Source organism: Spirillospora sp. NPDC048824 (genome assembly GCF_043198455.1).
GTDB lineage: Bacteria > Actinomycetota > Actinomycetes > Streptosporangiales > Streptosporangiaceae > Spirillospora.
On record NZ_JBICUS010000016.1, the window covers coordinates 143,716 to 162,406 of the forward strand.

The 18,691-nt window shown below is 72.4% G+C and carries 16 protein-coding genes and 1 pseudogene; 12 read left to right on the forward strand and 5 right to left on the reverse strand.

Going from position 1 to position 18,691, the window contains the following annotated elements:
* Positions 1-4: 4 nt before the first annotated feature.
* A complete protein-coding gene (locus tag ACGFIS_RS28685) occupies positions 5-667 on the reverse strand; it encodes a TetR family transcriptional regulator (protein ID WP_392901341.1) in 663 nt (220 codons plus the stop codon).
* 232 nt (positions 668-899) lie between these two features.
* Between ACGFIS_RS28685 and ACGFIS_RS28690 the strand changes: the two are divergent.
* A pseudogene (locus ACGFIS_RS28690) lies at positions 900-2,463 on the forward strand (MFS transporter); the annotation flags it as partial.
* Here the strand turns inward: ACGFIS_RS28690 and ACGFIS_RS28695 are convergent.
* The gene (locus tag ACGFIS_RS28695) at positions 2,464-3,759 is read right to left on the reverse strand and encodes a hypothetical protein (RefSeq protein WP_392901464.1); all 1,296 of its coding nucleotides are present in this window, start codon (positions 3,757-3,759) and stop codon (positions 2,464-2,466) included.
* Between the two features lie 250 nt (positions 3,760-4,009).
* On the opposite strand from ACGFIS_RS28695, the gene egtA reads away from it, so the two are divergent.
* From egtA to egtD, 4 genes are read left to right on the forward strand one after another with little or no spacing between them, the layout of a single operon-like run.
* The gene (gene egtA, locus ACGFIS_RS28700; protein WP_392901343.1) at positions 4,010-5,242 is read left to right on the forward strand and encodes an ergothioneine biosynthesis glutamate--cysteine ligase EgtA; all 1,233 of its coding nucleotides are present in this window, start codon (positions 4,010-4,012) and stop codon (positions 5,240-5,242) included.
* Positions 5,239-6,630 (forward strand): ergothioneine biosynthesis protein EgtB, encoded by a 1,392-nt coding sequence (egtB, locus tag ACGFIS_RS28705; protein WP_392901457.1) that lies wholly within the window; start codon positions 5,239-5,241, stop codon positions 6,628-6,630. Before egtA ends, egtB begins: the two co-directional genes overlap by 4 nt.
* The gene (gene egtC, locus ACGFIS_RS28710) at positions 6,631-7,365 is read left to right on the forward strand and encodes an ergothioneine biosynthesis protein EgtC (protein ID WP_392901345.1); all 735 of its coding nucleotides are present in this window, start codon (positions 6,631-6,633) and stop codon (positions 7,363-7,365) included. It abuts the gene before it with no gap.
* Between the two features lie 31 nt (positions 7,366-7,396).
* Complete coding sequence (gene egtD / locus ACGFIS_RS28715) at positions 7,397-8,353, forward strand: L-histidine N(alpha)-methyltransferase (RefSeq protein WP_392901347.1); 957 nt, start codon at positions 7,397-7,399, stop codon at positions 8,351-8,353.
* 48 nt (positions 8,354-8,401) lie between these two features.
* Here egtD and ACGFIS_RS28720 read toward each other — a convergent pair whose 3' ends face one another.
* A complete protein-coding gene (locus tag ACGFIS_RS28720) occupies positions 8,402-9,175 on the reverse strand; it encodes an SGNH/GDSL hydrolase family protein (protein WP_392901349.1) in 774 nt (257 codons plus the stop codon).
* Positions 9,176-9,394: 219 nt separating this feature from the next.
* Here ACGFIS_RS28720 and ACGFIS_RS28725 point away from each other — a divergent pair, with 219 nt between their 5' ends.
* Positions 9,395-10,546, forward strand: a complete 1,152-nt coding sequence (locus ACGFIS_RS28725; protein ID WP_392901351.1) for an acyltransferase family protein — start codon at positions 9,395-9,397, stop codon at positions 10,544-10,546.
* 58 nt (positions 10,547-10,604) lie between these two features.
* Complete coding sequence (locus tag ACGFIS_RS28730) at positions 10,605-11,672, forward strand: hypothetical protein (protein WP_392901353.1); 1,068 nt, start codon at positions 10,605-10,607, stop codon at positions 11,670-11,672.
* Between the two features lie 73 nt (positions 11,673-11,745).
* Here the strand turns inward: ACGFIS_RS28730 and ACGFIS_RS28735 are convergent, their stop codons facing one another.
* On the reverse strand, positions 11,746-12,312 hold the full coding sequence (locus ACGFIS_RS28735) for a cysteine dioxygenase (RefSeq protein ID WP_392901356.1): 567 nt from the start codon (positions 12,310-12,312) through the stop codon (positions 11,746-11,748).
* Between the two features lie 208 nt (positions 12,313-12,520).
* Here ACGFIS_RS28735 and ACGFIS_RS28740 point away from each other — a divergent pair, with 208 nt between their 5' ends.
* Entirely contained in the window at positions 12,521-13,528 is a 1,008-nt protein-coding gene (locus tag ACGFIS_RS28740) for a LacI family DNA-binding transcriptional regulator (protein ID WP_392901358.1), read from the forward strand.
* 3 nt (positions 13,529-13,531) lie between these two features.
* On the opposite strand, the gene ACGFIS_RS28745 is transcribed toward ACGFIS_RS28740, so the two are convergent.
* Positions 13,532-14,995, reverse strand: coding sequence for an aromatic amino acid ammonia-lyase (locus ACGFIS_RS28745; protein ID WP_392901360.1), 1,464 nt, complete (start codon positions 14,993-14,995; stop codon positions 13,532-13,534).
* A gap of 158 nt (positions 14,996-15,153) precedes the next feature.
* Between ACGFIS_RS28745 and ACGFIS_RS28750 the strand changes: the two genes are divergently transcribed.
* From ACGFIS_RS28750 to ACGFIS_RS28765, 4 genes are read left to right on the forward strand one after another with little or no spacing between them, the layout of a single operon-like run.
* A complete protein-coding gene (locus ACGFIS_RS28750) occupies positions 15,154-16,284 on the forward strand; it encodes an ABC transporter ATP-binding protein (protein WP_392901362.1) in 1,131 nt (376 codons plus the stop codon).
* Entirely contained in the window at positions 16,284-16,934 is a 651-nt protein-coding gene (locus ACGFIS_RS28755; RefSeq protein WP_184887271.1) for an ABC transporter permease, read from the forward strand. Before ACGFIS_RS28750 ends, ACGFIS_RS28755 begins: the two co-directional genes overlap by 1 nt.
* A gap of 55 nt (positions 16,935-16,989) precedes the next feature.
* The gene (locus ACGFIS_RS28760; protein ID WP_132047983.1) at positions 16,990-17,676 is read left to right on the forward strand and encodes an ABC transporter permease; all 687 of its coding nucleotides are present in this window, start codon (positions 16,990-16,992) and stop codon (positions 17,674-17,676) included.
* A gap of 23 nt (positions 17,677-17,699) precedes the next feature.
* Entirely contained in the window at positions 17,700-18,620 is a 921-nt protein-coding gene (locus ACGFIS_RS28765; RefSeq protein WP_184887269.1) for an ABC transporter substrate-binding protein, read from the forward strand.
* Positions 18,621-18,691: the final 71 nt, after the last annotated feature.

Sequence of the window (18,691 nt, forward strand, 5' to 3'; positions counted from 1 at the left end):
AGGTCTAGCAGGGGGGCCGGTTGAGGCCGGTCTCCAGGATGGCGAAGGTCTGGTCGACGGTCTCGGAGAGCGAGCCGAACGTGCCTCCGTGGCGGCGCATCGCGTCGGCGGCGGCCTGGAAGCCGCAGGTGGTGGCGGCGGCGATGACGTGCGGGCGCAGGTCGGCGGCGGGGTCGACGCCGAGCCGCTCGGCGATGAACTCGATCAGCAGGGCCTGCTTCTTCTGGGCGTGCTCCAGGCTGCCCGCCATGAGGGACGGGCTGTCGTGCATCATCGACAGCATGCACTGGAAGCGCTCGGGGTCGAAGCCGAGTTCGCCGGCCTCGCAGGCGCGGGCGATGCCGACGACGGCCCGGCGCAGCGCCGTCATGATCGGCTCATCGGCGGGCCGCTCGGTCAGCGAGGCCAGGACGGCGCGGGTCTGCTCCTCCTGGAAGGTGAGCGCGACGTCCTCTTTCGAGGCGAAGTAGCGGAAGAACGTGCGGGACGAGACGTCCACGGCGTCGGCGATCTCCTCGACGGTGGTGGAGTCGAACCCCTTCTCGGCGAAGAGGGTGAACGCCGCGTCGACGAGCGCGTCCCGGGTGCGCTGCTTCTTGCGTTCGCGCCGGCCCGGGGGCTGGGGCCCGGGGCCGGTGGCGCCGGTCTCGGGGTCGGTCGCGGTCATGGGCGAAGTGTAACCATCTCGTCGTCCCGCGCCAAGAGACAGCGGGCGACCAATGTCCTGATGTAACTAATGTCGTACCGCGACCTGAGTCGGTTGACGACAAGTGTCATGCCATGACACTTTTGGGTCTTCCCCATCCGGAGGTCGATCCATGACTCACTCCCCAGGCGCCGGAACACTCGAGCCCGGCGCCGTCCACGTCCCGCCGCGCGACAAGGAGCGCGGCCGTCCCGTGAGAGCCGGGCACGGGCATCCGTGGCTCACCCTCGTGGCGGTCGCGCTCGGCGTGATGATGGTCGGGCTCGACGCCACCGTCGTGTCCATCGCCAACCCCGCGATCGCCCGCGACCTGGGCGCGAACCTGTCCGGCCTGCAGTGGGTCACCAACGCCTACCTGTTGGCGCTCGCCGTCACCCTGATCCCGGCCGGGAAGATCGCCGACAGGTTCGGGCGCAGGCGGACGTTCCTGGCCGGCGTGGTCGGGTTCGCCGCCGCGTCGGTCATGATCGGACTCTCCGGCGGTCTCGGCATGGTCATCTTCTGGCGGGTCGTGCAGGGCTTCGCGGGGGCGCTGCTCCAGCCCGCGAGCCTCGCCATCCTGCGCAACACGTTCCCGGCCGACCGGCTCAACACCGCGATCGGCGTCTGGGGCTCCACCGTCGGCATCTCCATCGCGGGCGGCCCGATCGTCGCCGGGCTGCTGGTCGAGAACGTCAGCTGGGAGTCGGTCTTCTTCCTCAACGCCCCCCTCGGCCTGGTCGCCCTCGCCGTCGGCCTGTGGGTGATCCGCGAATCGCGGGACGAGGAGGCCACCGGCTCCTTCGACCTGCCCGGCGTCGCGCTGCTCACCGGTGCGCTGTTCGCCCTGGTCTGGGGGCTCATCAAGGCCGGCGAGTCCGGGTTCGGGGACGCCGTCCCGCTGGTGTCGTTCGCCGTGTCCGTCGTGCTGTTCGCCGGGTTCATCCGGAACGAGTTGCGCGTCGAGCGTCCGCTGCTCCCGCTCGGGCTGTTCCGCTCGGTGTCGCTGTCGGCGGCGACCGGGCTCATCGTCCTCGGCTTCTTCGGGATGTTCGGGACGATCTTCTTCATCACCCTCTACCTGCAGCAGGTGCACGGCATGAGCCCGGTGGACGCCGGCGTGCGGATGCTGCCGATGACCGCCGTGTTCATCGTCTCCTCACCGCTGGCGGGGGTGCTGACCAGCCGGTTCGGGCCGAGGGTGCCGCTCGCCCTCGGGATGGGCTTCACCGCGGCCGCGCTGTTCGGCCTGTCGCGCATCGGGGTGGAGGCCCCCTACGTCGAGCTGTGGCCGTGGTTCGTGCTGCTCGGCATGGCGTTCGGGTTCGTCATCGTCGCCGGGACCGAGGCCATCGTCGGCAACGCGCCGGCCCATCTCGCCGGGGTCGCGGGAGGGCTCCAGCAGACCGCCGCGCAGCTCGGCGGCGTCCTCGGCACCTCCGTCCTGGGCGTGCTGCTGTCCACCAAGGTCGGCGACGTGCTGTTCGGCCGTCTGACGGACGCGGGCGTCCCCGGCGCCGCCGCCCAGCAGCTCGCGGGCCAGGGCGGGATCGTCTCGCAGGGCGTCGCGCCGGTCCCGCCGGGCACACCGGCCCCGGCCGCCGAGGCCATCACCACCGGAAGCCACCTCGCGTTCATGGACGGTTTCCAGAACTCGCTGACCGTCGCCGGAGCGGTCGCCGTCGTCGCGGTCCTCGCGGCCCTGCTCGTCCGGCGCGGCACCTCCCCGGTCGAAGGCGCCGCGGCGGCCTGATGCGCCGCCGGGGTGTGCGGGCCGGTCAGTTCCCGCTCGGGGACGGCGCCGGGTTGGTCGTCGGGCTGGGGCTCGGCGTGCCCGGGTCGTCCGCGGGCGGCTCGGACGGGGTGTCCGGCGGCGGCGTGGTCGGGTCGGCGGTGCCGTCGCCGGGCGGCGGGGTCGCCGGGTCGCCCGGCGTGTCCGGGGGAGTGGTCGGAGACTCGCCGGTCGGCGGGGTGGACGGGCGGTCCGGCTGCGGCGGCGTGGCCGGCGGCGCCGGGCTCGTCTCCCGTGTGGGCGTGCCGGCCGGGGACGCCGCCGGCGGTGCCGGGGCGGGAGCGGCTGCGCCCGGGGTTCCGGCGCCCTGCCGTGCCGGGTCGCCGTCGTCCGTGGCCGGGTCCCGCGGGGTGCCGGGCGCGCTGCCCGTCGCCCGCTCGGTGCCGCTGAGGCCGGGCAGCGGGTGCTGCGGGGCGGGACCGCTCGTCGCGGACGCCGGGTTCGTCTGGCCGGTGCTCGCCGTCGGCACCAGCGAGGCGGCCCCGCCGCCGCCCTTGGCCGACGGCCAGCTGGCGAGCAGGCCGATGACCGCCGCGGCGGACGCGGCGACGCCGGCGGCGGCGCCGAGGCCCTTGGAGATGCCGCCGGACAGCCCGCGCCGCACCCGGTCGCCGTCCCGGCCCGAGCGCCCGGAGCGGCCGGAACGCGGTCCGTCCGCGCCGATGACGACGAGCGGGCTCGGGGAGATGACGCTCGGCAGCGGCCGGACGGCCTCGTCCTCGCAGGCCGCGAGGACCTGGTCGCGCAGCCAGCCGGGCGCGCGGGCCGGTGCCCGCCGGGCGAGCAGCTGCGGCAGCCGCTTCTTCTCGAACGCGGTGATGAGGTCGAGGCGCGCCTCGGCCGCCCCGCGCATCAGGATGTCGAGGACGGATCGTTCCAGCCGGGTCCGCGCCGCGTCGAGCAGCTGGAGGACGGTGTCCGGCGCGATGCCGAGGACGCGGGCGATGTCGTGGGGTTCGAGCCAGTCGCCCGCCCACAGCAGCAGCACCTCGCGGTGGTCGGAGCGCAGGGCCCCGGCGGCGCGCAGCAGCGGGTCGGGATCGGCGAACAGGAGGCCGCCCCGTCCACCGAGGTTGCCGGTGAAGGCGCCGCGCTCGGCGCAGGCCGACCGGGAGAGCGAGTGCAGCCACAGGACCCGGTCGCCGCGCGGCGGCTGGTGGACGGCCGCGGTGAAGGTGTCCCCCACGGCGGCCGCCGCGAGCTGGTCGCCGACGAGCGACCAGCAGTACGCGTACAGGCGGTCGGCGTGCGCGTCGTAGAGCGAACCCATGTCCCCGCGCATGTGACCTCCCGATCGTCGCCACGGTACGTACAAATAGTGCATACCGCTGGTTGACGGACTCTAGCGCCTCCGGTCAATGCCTGAGAAGTCCGAGATTAGGCGATGCGTCGAGTAGCACGGAAGGTAACGGAGAGCCCTGCTGACAGTGACGTTCACGGAGATTTAAGGAAGTTCACGAAATTCGCCGGATTTCTGATGCGGTTCAGCAGGGAAGGTTGGCACCCGCCGATGAAAAGGTGAGGAGTGAGCCGTGACCCGGCTGACCGTGGACGACGTCTACCAGCACATTCGCGGTGTCTGCTTCAAGACCGGCCCACCCGGGACGGTCGGCGCGGAGACCGAGTGGTTCGTGATCGACGCGGCCGACCCCGCCGCCCATGTCCCCGGCGACCGGGTGCGCGCGCTCGTCGACGACGCCGGCCCGCCGTCCGGCGGCAGCAGGGTGACCTACGAGCCGGGCGGGCAGCTGGAGCTCAGCTCCGCGCCGTTCGACGGGCTCGGCGCACTGCATTCGGCGCTCGACCGGGACATCGCGCACGTCCGGGACGCCCTTTCGCCGGACGGGCTCGCCCTCGTCGGCCACGGCGTCGACCCCGTACGGAGGCCGCGCTTCCAGGCAGACCATCCCCGCTACGCCTGCATGCGCGACTACTTCTTCGCGGGCGGCTTCACCGACGCGGGCTTGGCCATGATGTGCTCCACGGCGTCAGTCCAGGTCAACCTGGACATCGGCGCAGACCACACCGACGCGTTCCGCCGCTGGCGGCTCGTTCACGCGCTCGGCCCGGTGCTGGTCGCGGCGTTCGCGAACTCGCCGCTGCGCGCCGGACGCCGCACCGGGATGCGCTCGTCCCGGCAGGGCATCTGGACTGAACTCGACCCCTGCCGCACCCTCCCCGTCCTGCGCGACGGCGTGGACGCCGACCCCGCCGAGGCGTGGACGCGGTACGCGCTGGACGCCCAGGTCATGCTCGTCCACACCGCCGAGGGCGAATGGGTGTCCGACCCCGGGATGTCGTTCCTGGAGTGGCTGAACAAGGGCGAGCCCGGCGAGGACGACCTGTCCTACCACCTGTCCACCCTGTTCCCCCCGGTCCGGCCGCGCGGCTGGCTCGAACTGCGCATGATCGACGCGCTGCCCGGCCCGTACTGGCCCGTCCCCGTCGCCGTCGCCACCGCGCTGCTGGACGACCCGGCCGCGTCGCGCGCCGCGGAGGCCGCGGCCGAGCCGGTGGCGCACCGGTGGGCGGAGGCCGCCCTGCGCGGGCTGTCGGACCCGCCCCTGGCCGCCGCGGCACGGGCCTGCTTCGCCGCGGCGCTGGACGCGCTGCCGCGGCTCGGCGCGTCCGGCCTCGTCCCGCTGGTCGAGGAGTACGCGCGCCGGTACGTCGAACGGGGACGCACCCCCGCCGACGACCCCGCCCCAGATTCACCGGACTTCCCCCTACCGCTGTCCGAGGAGGACCCGACATGGCCCCGATGACCCCCCCGGGCGCGGCCGACCTGTACGCCGGCCACGTCGCCGCCGGCGATGAGGACGCGCTCAAAGAGCTGATCGCCGGCGAACTCGGCGCGGTACGGGACCGCAGCTTCGGCCTCACCACCGACGTCCTGGCCGGGGACGACCTCACCGGCCAGGTCTCGCCGCTGATGTCGCCGCTCGTGTGGGACCTCGCGCACGTCGGCAACTACGAGGAACTGTGGCTGCTGCGCGCGGCGGCGGGTGCGGAGGCGATGCGACCCGAGATCGACGGCCTGTACGACGCGTTCGAGCATCCACGCGCCGAACGGCCGTCACTGCCGCTCCTGCCGCCGGAGGACGCCCGCTCCTACATCGGCACGGTGCGGGCCAAGGTGCTCGACTCGCTGTCGTCGGTGCGGTTCGACACGGCGGATCCGCTCACGTCCGGTGGGTTCGTGTACGGGATGGTCGTCCAGCACGAGCACATGCACGACGAGACCATGCTGGCCACGCACCAGCTGCGCAAGGGCGCCCCCGCGCTCCTCGACCCCGCCGCCGAGCCGCTTCAGAAGGCCCCTTCCCAGGGCCGCGGGATTTCCCAGGGCCGCGGGATGGACGAGGTCCTGATCGAGGCAGGTCCATTCCGAATGGGCACCTCGGACGACCCATGGGCGTACGACAACGAACGTCCCGTGCACGTTGTTGATCTGCCCGCGTACTACATCGACGTCGAGCCGGTGACCAACGCCGCCTACATCGCCTTCATGGAAGCCGGCGGATACGACGATCCCCGCTGGTGGGACCCCGCCGGATGGGAATGGCGCAACAGCGGTGGGAAACGCGCCCCCGCGTTCTGGGTGCGGCAGGGCGGCCAATGGCTGCGCCGCCGGTTCGGGCGAACCGAACCCGTCCCGCCCGGCGAGCCCGTCCAGCACGTGTGCTGGTACGAAGCGGACGCGTACGCGCGATGGGCCGGCAAGAGACTGCCGACCGAGGCCGAGTGGGAGAAGGCCGCCCGCTGGGACCCGGCGGCCGGGCGGTCACGCCGCTACCCGTGGGGCGAGGCCTACGAAGAGGGACGCGCCAACCTCGGGCAGCGCACGCTCCGCCCGGCCGAGACGGGCTCCTACGCGGCGGGCGCGTCCGCGTACGGGGTCAGGCGTCTCCTTGGGGACGTGTGGGAGTGGACGTCGTCCGACTTCCACGGCTACCCCGGCTTCCGTTCCTTCCCCTACAAGGAGTACTCGGAGGTCTTCTTCGGCCCCGAGTACAAGGTGCTGAGAGGCGGCTCCTGGGCGACGCACCCGCTCGCCGTACGCGGATCGTTCCGCAACTGGGACTACCCCATCAGGCGGCAGATCTTCTCCGGGTTCCGCTGCGCGCGCTCCCTCACAGGGGAGGCGCGCTGAATGTGCCGCCATCTCGGCTACCTGGGGCCCGAACGGACGCTGCACTCGCTCATCTACGACGGTGAGCACTCCCTGGAGACCCAGTCGTACGCGCCGCGCATGACGCAGGGGTGCATCCTCAACGCCGACGGGTACGGCGCCGGCTGGTACCAGGACGGCGAGGCCGTCCGGTTCCGGCGCGCCCAGCCCATCTGGACCGACGAGTCGTTCCGCGAGGTCGCCGGGGCCGTCCGGGCGTCGTGCGCGATCGCGGCGATCCGGTCGGCGACCGCCGGTTTCCCCGTGGACGAGTCCTGCGCCCAGCCGTTCCGCGCCGGGGCCTGGCTGTTCAGCCACAACGGGAAGATCGACGACTTCGGCGGCGTCGAAGGCAAACTCCGCGAACTGGCCGGCGACGTCGCCGGGGTACCGGACGCCCGCGCCCCCGTCGACTCCGCGCCGCTGTTCGCCCTCGCCGTCCGGCACTGGCGGGACGGGCTGCCCCTGGGCGACGGCCTCGCCGCCGTCGTCGAGGCGATCACCGCGCTCGCCCCCGGCCGCTACAACCTGCTCGCCTCCGACGGCACGTCCCTGGCCGCCACGACCTGGGGCGACTCCCTGTTCGTCCGCGAGGACGCGGACGAGATCCGGATCGCGTCCGAGCCGCTCGACGGCGACGCCGCCTGGCGGGCCGTCCCCGACCGCTCACTCGTCACCGCCGGTCTCACCGCCGGCGTCTCCGTCACGTCCCTGTGAACACCGATTCCCCTCCGAAGGAGAGAACCACGTGGACCGGTTCCTGACCGCAGACGACCTCGCCAAGACGCTCCGCCAGGACGTCCGGGAGGGACTCACCGGCACGCCCAAGACCCTGCCGCCCAAATGGTTCTACGACGAGCGCGGCAGCGCGCTCTTCGAGGAGATCACGAAGCTGGAGGAGTACTACCCGACCCGCCGCGAACGGGAGATCCTCGTCGCGCGGGCGCCCGAGGTCGCCGCCGCCACCGGCGCCCGGACCCTGCTGGAACTCGGCGCCGGGTCGGGGGAGAAGACGCGGCTGCTGCTCGACGCCCTCGCCGGCACGCTGCGCTCGTACGTGCCGGTGGACGTGAGCGGCGACTTCCTGGAGGAGGCGGCGGCGGGCATCGCGTCCGACCATCCGGGCCTGGCCGTCCGGACCGTCGTCGCCGACTACGAGCAGCACCTGCACCTGCTGCCGGGCGGTGAGCGCCGCCTCATCGCCTTCCTCGGCGGGACGATCGGCAACATGGCGCCCGCCGCGCGGGTCGGCTTCCTCGGCGGCGTCCGCGCCACCATGTCCGACGGCGACTTCCTGCTGCTCGGCGCCGACCTCGTCAAGGACACGGACCGGCTCGTCCGCGCCTACGACGACGCGGCCGGCGTCACCGCCGAGTTCAACCGCAACGTCCTGCACGTCATCAACCGGGAACTGGACGCCGGCTTCGACCCGGACGCCTTCGAGCACCGCGCCGTCTGGAACGAGGCCGAGGAGTGGATCGAGATGCGGCTGCGGTCCGTCCGCGACCAGGACGTCCGCGTCGGCGGCCTCGACCTGGAGGTGTCGTTCGACGCCGGTGAGGAGATGCGCACCGAGGTCTCCGCCAAGTTCCGGAGGGAACGGCTGGAGTCCGAACTCGGCGCGGCCGGGATGGAACTCGCCGAGTTCTGGACGGACGCGGAGGGCGACTTCTCCCTCAGCCTCGCCCGCCCCGCCGCCGGCTGACGCCCGCCGCCCCGGTCCCCGCCGCCCCGGTCCCCACCGCCGGTGGAGCTACTTCTTGCGGACGGGCTGGGCGAGGCCCATCCGCTTCAGGTCCCCGGCCAGGCGGGTCGCCATGTACCGGTGGCCCTCCGGGGTCGGATGGGTGCGGTCCCGCTTGATGTAGCGCGGCGCGTTGCCGGCGCCGGTCAGCGAGTCGCCGGTGATCCACCGCTCGCCGATCGGGTCGACGAACGGGACGCCGAGCTGCCCGGCCAGGTTCTTCAGGGCGTCCCGCACGGCGATCGCGCCCCGCGTCGGCGTCCCCGTCCCCCAGACCGGGCCCATCAGCACGATGTGGGTGCCGGGCCAGCGCTGCCCGGCGCGCTCGAGGATGACGTGCGCGGCGGCGGCGACCTGCGGCGCCGGGACGCGGAAGTCGTTGTGGCCGCCGGACACGATGAGCATGTCGGGTGCGGGACGCCAGCCGAGCTGGCTCTCGAACAGCGCGAGGAACGCCTGCCGCCCGCGGCCCTTCGTGACGAACCCGGTACCGGACCGTCCGCCGACGACGACCTGCCAGCCGAGCAGCCGGGCCGTGGCGGAGGCGTACGTCGCCTCGGGCCGGGCCCGTCCGTCGGCGACCGTGTAGCTGTCGCCGAGGAACATCACCACGGACGGGGCGTCGCGCGTCTCCCGTTCGCCGCCCTCTCCGGGGGCGTCCGCCACCGCCGAACGCTGCACCGAGCCCCCGAGCGGGGAGCAGCCGGTCGCGGCCAGGGCCGCCACCAGGCTCAGGCACAGGACGAGAGTCGCCGCGCCGCGTCGGACGCGGCGAGATGTCATCGAGGACCACCAATCATCCGGAGCCGCCAAAGGCTCAGGGACGCATCGCATACTACTGATCCGCCGCGCCTGCCGGGGCCGGGTCCGCGCCCGCGTGGCGGGCCGGATCCGCCCGTACGGCGGCGCGTCGGCGAACCGACGTGGAATCGCGTCCTCGCCTACACCCGCCGTTAACCTCCTGGCTCAGGACGGGCAATCTGCCGCCGAGAGGGTTCCGCGGTGACTCGACGGGAACGGCTGCGTGAACTCGACCTCCTGCGCTTCCTGGCCGCGCTGGCGGTGGTGCTGTACCACTTCACCGGGTTCGGCGGGGCCGGCCCCTGGCCCGAACCGGCGCGCGAGGTCTTCCCCGAGATCGCCTCGCTCACCCGGTTCGGCTACCTCGGCGTCGACCTGTTCTTCGTCATCAGCGGGTTCGTGATCCTGATGAGCGTGTGGGGGCGCGGGCCGGGCGAGTTCGGGATCTCCCGGCTGGTCCGGCTGATGCCCGCGTACTGGGTCAGCGTGCTGCTCGGCGCGTTCGTGTACGCGGTGTTCCGGCAGGGGCACGGCGTCCCCGGCCTGGTCGTGCCGAACCTGACCATGCTGCAGGGCGGGCTCGGCGTCCGGAACGTGGACGCCGTCTACTGGACGCTCTGGGTCGAACTGCACTTCTACGTGCTCGTCGCCGTCCTCGCGGCCATCGGGATCACGTACCGGTCGTGCCTCGTCTTCATGGCGGCCTGGATGTTCGGCGGCCTGTTCGCCGACCAGGCCGACCACGAGCTGCTCCAGGTGATGCTCGTGCCGACGTGGAGCCCGTACTTCATCGCGGGCATGGCGCTCTACATGATCCACCGGTTCGGGCCGACGCTGCTGCTGTGGGGGTACGTGGCCGTGTCGTACCTGATGGCGCTCCGCTGGGGCGCCTGGCGCGCGGAGACGGTGTTCCGCGGGGCCGACGAGGTCGTGGTCAGCGCCGTCATCACCGGGATCTTCGCGGTGGTGATCCTCGTCGCGACCGGGCGGCTGCGCCGTCTCCGGTGGAGCGGGCTGACCGTCCTCGGGGCGCTGACGTATCCGCTGTACCTCGTCCATTCGCAGCTCGCGCTGCCACTGCTGGACGCGCTGTACCCGGGCATCGACCGGTGGGCGGCGCTCGCGGTGGTCATCGCCGCGTCCCTGCTGGCCGCCTACGCCGTGCACCGGCTGGTCGAACGTCCGGGCGCGGCCTGGATGCGCCGCCGCCTGTACGCGTCGCTGGAGCCGATGCGGCCGCCTGCGGAAACGTCTACGTTGGTCGGTCATGGCGGTCGGGGTGGACGCGGCGGTACTAGCCTCAACGGCGGTGAGCCTGGGAATCGCACCCCGGCTGATGCGGCGCACAGGTGAACGCGGGCCGGGTGCGGGACGGCGGCCTTGGGCACGTCCAGAGGCGTTCCTGGCCTTGGTGGTCGCGCTCGCCTATGTGAACCAGGTGCTGTTCACCGTGTACGTACTGCGCGTGCACGACGGCGATGTGTCGTTCATCGCGAAGTATCTGCCCGAGGGATGGTTCGCGCTTGCCGACGGCCCGTCCATGCGCGGGGTGGCGGAACGCTTTCCGGTGCCGGAGTCGCTGGAGCCGTCCGTCCTGCGGGTGCAAGCGTTCTTTGAGCTGCCGCTGGTGCTGCTCGCGTACGTGACGGTTCTGCGGTGGCTGGATCGCGGCCTGTACCGGCGTCTGGCACGTTCGTGGCTGGTGTGGGCGGCATCGATCTCGTACACGTTCGTCTTCTGCGCGGTCGAGTGGGATCTGCGCAACCCCTACACGATGGACGACATCGTGATCCGGGTCTGTTCGGCTGTGGTGACACCACTGCTGCTCTGGTGGCTGGCAGGGCAGGAGGAGAGCGAGGCCGGCGAGACATCGCCGGTGCGACTGCTTCTCTTCGCCGCCTCAGTCTGGGCCTTGGGGCATCTCGTGCTGACCGTCTATGACACCGCCCTGCTCTACAACCTCGGTCATCTGGGAGGACGGCTGCCAGGCGCGATCGTCGCGATGTGCGTTCTCGTCGGGGCGCGCTGGACGGCGTCACGGTTGCGGTCGGACGCGGGTGCCGGGGTCGCGTTGTCGTCCATCGCGGGTGGGCTGCGCTGGGTGCTGGTCCTGTTCTTCGTCCCGGCCTTGGCCGTCCGGTACGGGCCCAACGTCGGTGCGCCCGTCGTCGCGGCAATGGCGGGACTGGTCGTGTGCCTGGTCGCCTCCGTGTGCAGTCTGAGGGAAACCCTCGCAGGGGTCGGGACGAGAAGAATCGTGCTCTGGGCGGCGCAAGCCGTCGCGGCGCTGTCCGCCGGGGGCGCGGCCGGGTATGCGGCCGTACTGGTGGTGAAGGACACCTACTACGAGGCGGGACTCCTCAGAGGGGCAGGGGTCTGCTTCGCCGTCGTGGCGGCCGTATGCGCGCTGACCGACCGGTGGTGTGACATTCCCGAGACGGTCCGCGCTGAAGGAGATGTGGGCGCTCGGCCGATGTGAGCGGGCATCGGCTGGACGCGCCGCCTCCGGCGGGCCCGTACACCCCCGGTCGGGCCCGCCGGGGGGTTCCACCTCAGGACGCCGCGGGCCCGCTCTCCCCGTCCTCGGGCTCGTCTGCGGGCTTGTCGTCCTGCGGCCGCAGTTCCTCGGTGTAGCCGACGGTCAGGCGGCGCATCACGCCCGACTCGTCAATGGAGTACTGGCCGAGACGCTCCAGCGGCGGCGAGTACGCGTGGATCGAGACGCTTGCGTCGTCCACGCCGGTGAGCCGGTGGATGTGGTCGGGCCCGAAGCAGAACGACCGGCCCTCCCCGACCACGGTCCGCAGGGGTTCGCCGCCGATGCGCGGGTTGTTCTCCTCCACGGCGCCGGCGACGACGCGGACGGCGCCGGACGAGACGTCGTGGTCGTGCCAGCCGGTGTCGTTCTGGGGCGTCCAGCAGAGCAGCCACACGTCCACGTGGTCGTCCCGGTACAGCGAGGCGTAGTGGCGCCGCCCGCCGGGGAACGCGACGTGCTGCCGCCACAGGTCCGGCCGCTCCGCCAGGTCGTCGACGAGCTCGCGCAGCTCGTGCTCGTCCAGGGGACGGCCTGGCAGGGTCTCGAAGCAGGCGGCGCGGGGCAGGACCTCGGATGTCACGGGTTCGCTCCTTTCCGTTCTCTCGTTGTCGCGGCACCGTTCATCCGTGGGAATCGCGGGATCTCCGCACTGTGTGAACGGGCTGGACACGGCTACTGAACCGCATCACTGAACCGCATCAGTTAACCGCTTCAGTGAACCGGTTCAGAGCCGCGCCCGTCAAGCGGGGTCCGCCGCGTTGTCGGTGGCGGGCTCTAGGGTTGGAGAGATGTCGGACAAGCGCAAGCGCGCGACCATCCGGGAAGTGGCGCAGGCGACGGGGTTGTCGCCCGCCGCCGTGTCGTACGCGCTGCGCGGCATCCAGACCTCCGAGGAGACCCAGGAGCGGGTCCGCGCCGCCGCCGACGAGCTCGGCTACGAGGCGCACCCGATCGCCCGAGCCCTCGCCAGCGGCCGCACCGCGCAGGTCGGCCTGCTGTGCGGCTCCCTCGAGGACTACTGGCAGCAGTCGCTCGCGGTCGGCATCGGCCGGGCGCTGCTGGCCCGCGACCGCTACGCCCTGATCGTGGACGCCGGCGGCGAACCCGAGCGGGAGCTGGCCCTCGCCCGCCGGCTGCGCGACCAGCGGGTGGACGGCCTGATCGTCCAGCCGCTCGACCCGTCCGCCGCGCTGTGGACGGAGCTGGCCGCCGCGATCCCGGTGGTGTCCATCGGCGACGCGCTGCACGGCGGGCAGGCGCAGGGCGAGGTCGTGTTCGACAACCGGCGCGGCGTCACGCTCGCGCTGGAGCATCTGCGCGACCTCGGGCACGAGCGCCTCACCGTGTTCACCCCGACGGGCGCCAGCACCCCCGACCGTCCCGCCGACGTGCACGTCAACGCCGAGGCAGAGCGTCTCGGCCTGCGCGTCGACGTGGTCGTCGTACCGCAGTCGCTCGCCGCCGCCACCGAGGTCGCCATGCGGGTACTCGCCGCTCCCGACCGTCCCTCGGCCGTGTTCTGCTTCGCCGACTCCATCGCCTACGGCGTCTACGCCGCTACCCGCGAACTCGGCCTCGCCGTCCCCGGTGACGTCGCCGTCTGCGGTTATGACAACCATCCGATGTCGGCGCTGCTCACGCCGCCGCTGACCACCGTCGACTGGGACATCGACGGCATCGTGCACTCCGCCGTCCGGCTCATCGTGGACGTCATCGAGGGCAAGCCCCGCAAGCGCCGCGTGGTCCGCGAGCCGTCCCTGCGCGTGCGCGCCTCGACGGGCGAGCCGCGGGGATAAGGGTCAGGGATGGAGCCGGGCCAGCCCGGGCAGGAGGTCGGCGGCGGCGGCGATGTCGGTGTCCAGCGGCCGGTCCTCCACGCGCGGGTCGAGCACGGCGGCGGCCATGTCGTACGCCGACCGGAGCGGGCCGCCCGACGGCGCGCGTCCCTGCATCCGCAGCGCCCGCGCGGCGGCGACCAGCTCGCAGCCGAGTCCCAGCCGGTAGGCGGCGACGGCGTCGGTCGTCGCGCGGGCCGACTGGGTGGAGAAGCCCGCGTGCTCCTCGACGCCGCGCGACAGGACCGCGCTGCCGAGGGCCGCCGGGGTCGCGAGGCGGCGGACGTCGGCCAGGCACGAGTGCGCCACGTACTCCAGGATCATGATTCCCGAGGACGCCTCGGTGGCGCCCTGGAACGGGTACAGGCCGGTGAACGACGGCTCGGCGAGCGTTCCGAGTCGGGCGGCGGCGAGGGCCATCGTCTGGAACAGGGCGGCGCGGGCCGAGTCCAGGGCCAGGCCGACGTAGCCGGTGTGGAAGTTGCCGTTGTGCCAGGCCGTCCGCCCGGCGACGTCGATGAGCGGGTTCTCGGCCGCCGCGTTGATCTCGCGGGTGACGACCTGTTCGGCGTAGGAGCCGGCCTCCAGCGCGGGGCCGTGCACCTGCGGGAACGCCCGGTAGCCGTACGGGTCCTGGATGCGCATGGGCGCGGGCCGGTCGAAGGCGAGCAGCGCCCGCATCGCCGCCGCGGCCTCCTGCTGCCCCGGATGCGGGCACGCGTCCTGCACGGCCTGCGCGTACGGCTCCTCCGAGGCCCGCACGGCGAAGTGCGACAGCGCCGCGACGACGGTGGACGCGCGGAGCATCTCCCGCAGGTCGGCCGCCGCGAGCGCCGCCTCCCCGAGCGTGGCCGCGTTGGAGCTGATGAAGGCCAGCGCGTCGGGCGACCGCAGCCGGTACCCGGGGCCCCGCTCGGGGACGTCGTCCGGCTCCGCGAGCCAGGCCCGCTCGCCCAGCAGGCACAGCGCGGTCGAGGCCAGCGCCGTGAGGTCACCGGTGCCGATCGCCCCGTGCACCGGCACCGGAGGAAGAAGGCCAAGGTTGAGAACGTCCGCGAGGGCCTGCAGCACGCCCGGCTCGACACCCGAGCCGCCCGCCGCGATCTGGTTCAGCCGGACCGTCAGCATCGCCCGGACGATCTCCGGCGCGACCAGGGGGCCCGCGCCCGCCGCGTGGCTGCGCAGGAGCCGCAGGCCGTGCGCGTCGGCGTCCTCCCACTCCACGTCCACCACGCGGTTCGCGCCGACCCCCGTCGTCCGCCCGTACACCGGCTGCGACGCGGCGACCGCACCGGCCACCCGCCACGCCTCGCGGGCCCGTTCGGCGCCGCCGGGGGCTATGGCGATGATCACATCCTCGCGGGCGGCGCGGACGACCTGGGCGCAGGTGAGCGCGGTGCCGTCGATAACGATTCGGCTGTTCTCCACGCCGCGAGGCTACTTTCCCCGGATTCCAGGTAGGTAGGCTCCACATCCGATGTTCAGGACAAGCTGGGATTCTTCGCCGACCGTACCCTGTGGTTACGGTTGGGAAGAAGGCCGAATCGATCATCGGCGTCGCGGGCGCCCGACCAGGACGTGAATCCTTGATCACCTTTGAGGGCGTGACCAAGCGCTACCCCGGCGGCACCGTCGCCCTGGACGACGTCAGCCTCGACTGCCCCACCGGCCGCATCAGCGTGTTCGTCGGCACGTCCGGCGGCGGCAAGACCACCGCGCTGCGCACCATCAACCGGATGGTGGAGCCCACGTCCGGCCGCGTCCTCATCGACGGGCAGGACGTCCGCGAGCACAAGCCCGCCCGGCTGCGGCGCGGCATCGGCTACGTGATCCAGCACGCCGGGCTGTTCCCGCACCGCACCATCGAGGACAACATCGCGACCGTCCCGCACCTGCTGCGCTGGAACAAGAAGGAGGCGCGGACGCGGGCCCACGAGCTGATGGAGCGGGTCGGGCTCGAGCACTCGATGGCGCGGCGGTACCCGTTCCAGCTGTCCGGCGGCCAGCAGCAGCGCGTCGGCGTCGCGCGGGCCCTCGCCGCCGACCCGCCGATCATGCTGATGGACGAGCCGTTCAGCGCCGTCGACCCCGTCGTCCGCGCCGAACTCCAGGACGAGTTCCTGCGCCTCCAGGACGAACTGCACAAGACCATCGTGTTCGTCACCCACGACATCGACGAGGCCATCAAGCTCGGCGACCGCATCGCGGTGTTCCAGACCGGCGGCAAGCTCGTCCAGGTGGACAGCCCCGAGACGCTGCTGGCCCGTCCCGCGGACGACTTCGTCGCCGGGTTCATCGGCCACGACCGCGGCATCCGGCGGCTGTCGTTCATCCCCGCCTCCTCGGCGCCGCTGAGCGAACGGGACGTCCTGCCCGCCGACGCCCCCATCGAGCGGGCCCGCGACGCCGCCGGCGGATGGGTCCTGGTCGTGGACGCCGACCGGCGCCCGCTCGGCTGGGCCGCCGCGGCCGGCCTGCCCGCGTCCGGGGTCGTCGGCGACGCGTCCCTCGCGCCGATCGGGCACACCTTCGACGTCGCGGGCGACTCGGTCCGGGCCGCGCTCGACGCCGCGATCCTGTCGCCGTCCGGCCGCGCCGTCGGGGTGGACGCCGAGGGCCGCCTCGCGGGCGTCGCCGACCAGCAGGACCTGAGCACCGCCATCGCCCGCGCCGGCGCCGACCCGCGTCCTGCCGAGGCCGCCGAGGACGGTGGCTGATGGAGTTCGACTGGGACTGGATCGCCCGCAACACCGACTCGCTCGGCGAGCACGCCCTCGTCCACCTGCGGCTCGCGCTGCTGCCGGTGCTGTTCGGGCTGCTCATCGCGCTGCCGGTGGGGGTGCTGTGCCGCCGCTGGGGCTGGCTCTACCCGCCCGCGCTGACCATCGCGAACGTGTTCTACGCGATCCCGTCGCTGGCGCTGTTCATGATCTTCATCCAGTACACCGGGCTCACCGCGTCCACCGTCATGATCCCGCTGACGCTGTACAGCCTGTCGGTGCTCGTCCCGAACGTGGTGGACGGGCTGGCCTCGGTGTCCGACCCCGTCCGGCAGGCCGCGACGGCCATGGGGTTCGGCCCGCTGCGCCGCCTGCTGCGGGTCGAGCTGCCGATCGCCGTGCCCATCGTCATCGCTGGGACGCGCGTCGCCGCGGTCTCGTCCATCAGCCTCGTCGCGGTCGGGCAGCTGATCGGCCAGGGCGGGCTCGGCTACGACATCATCCGCGGCTACCAGCTGTCGTTCCCGACGCAGATCATCGCCGCCACCGTCCTGATCGTGCTGCTGGCGCTCGTCACCGACGCGATCCTGGTCACCGTCCAGCGGCTGCTCACCCCATGGGCGCGGGTGCGGGGGAAGGTCTCATGAACGAGCGAAGCGAGCGCGGGGGGTGTGGGGGGTCGTCCCCCCACGGGGAGGCAGCATGAACGACCTCTGGAACCAGATCGATCTGTTCTGGACGTGGCTGACCGCCTCCTCCCAGTGGGAGGGCGACGACGGCATCCCGCACCGGACGCTGGAGCACCTCTACTACACGGGGGTGGCGCTGTTCGCCGCCGCCGTGATCGGCCTCGCCCTCGGCCTGCTCGTCGGGCACACCGGCCGCGGCGGCTTCCTCGCGGTCAGCGTCGCCAACGTCGCGCGGGCGATCCCCACCTTCGGCCTGGTGCTGTTCATCGTCGTGATCGACTACAGCATCACGCCGGTGCTGGTCGCGCTGGTCGCGCTGGCCGTCCCGCCGATCCTGGTCAACACCTTCGAGGGCGTCCGCGGCGTGGACGCCGACGCCAAGGACGCCGCCCGCGGCATGGGCATGTCCGGCTGGGGCGTGCTGTGGCGGGCGGAGCTGCCGATGGCGCTGCCGCTGATCCTGCTGGGGCTGCGCACGTCCGCGATCCAGGTCGTCGCCACCGCGACCATCGCCGCCTACCCCGGTTTCGGCGGCCTCGGCCGCTACATCATCGACGGGCTGGCCCGCAACGACTACCAGCTCGTCGTCGGGGGCACCGTTCTGGTGGTGCTGCTCGCGCTGATCGTCCAGCTGATCTTCGCGGGCCTGCGCCGCCTCGTCGTCTCGCCGGGCCTGCTCGGCACCGCCCGTTCCTCCTGACCACCGAAACAGAGGAAAACGCAATGAAGAAACTGATCCGTGGCGCGGTCGTCGGCCTCGCGGCCGCGCTGGCCCTGTCGGCCTGCGGCGGCGGTGACTCCGGCGACGACAACCCCCTGGAGGGCGGCGGTGCGAGCGGCACCATCACCGTCGGCGGCGCCAACTTCCCGGAGAGCAACCTGCTCGCCGAGATCTACGCCCAGGCCCTGGAGGCCAAGGAGCTCAAGGTCACCCGCAAGTTCAACATCGGCGCCCGCGAGGTCTACTACGACCAGGTCGTCAAGGGCGGCATCAGCGTCATGCCGGAGTACAACGGCGCGCTGCTGACCACGTCCGTCGACGAGAACAGCAAGGCCGCCACCACCGAGGAGATCAACGCCGAGCTGAAGGCGAAGCTGCCGCAGTCGGTCGAGATCCTCGACTCGGCCGAGGCGGAGGACAAGGACTCCGTCACCGTCAACCCGCAGACGGCCGCCAAGCACGACCTCAAGTCCATCGCGGACCTCAAGGGCGTCGCGAACGAGCTCGTCATCGCCGGGCCGTCGGAGTTCGAGACCCGCCAGCAGGGCCTCAAGGGCCTCAAGGAGGCCTACGGGATCGAGTTCAAGGAGTTCCGGTCGTTCGACGCCGGCGCCCAGTCCACGCTGGTGAAGCTCCTCACCGAGAACAAGATCCAGGCCGCCGACCTGTTCACCACCGACCCGACGATCCAGGAGAACAAGCTGGTCGTCCTCGAAGACCCGGAGAACGTGTTCAGCGCGCAGAACGTCACGCCGCTGATCCACAAGGAGTCGGTGAACGAGACGGCGCGGGCGGCGCTCAACGCCATCTCCGCCAAGCTCACCACCCAGGACCTCCTCGACATGATGAAGCGCATCGTCATCGACAAGGACGACCAGGAGAAGGTCGCCGAGGACTGGCTGAAGAAGGCCGGCCTCAGCTGACGCACCCCCCGGAGCCCGCCGTCACCCCGGTGACGGCGGGCTCCGTCGTGTACGCCCGGAAAAGCATTGTG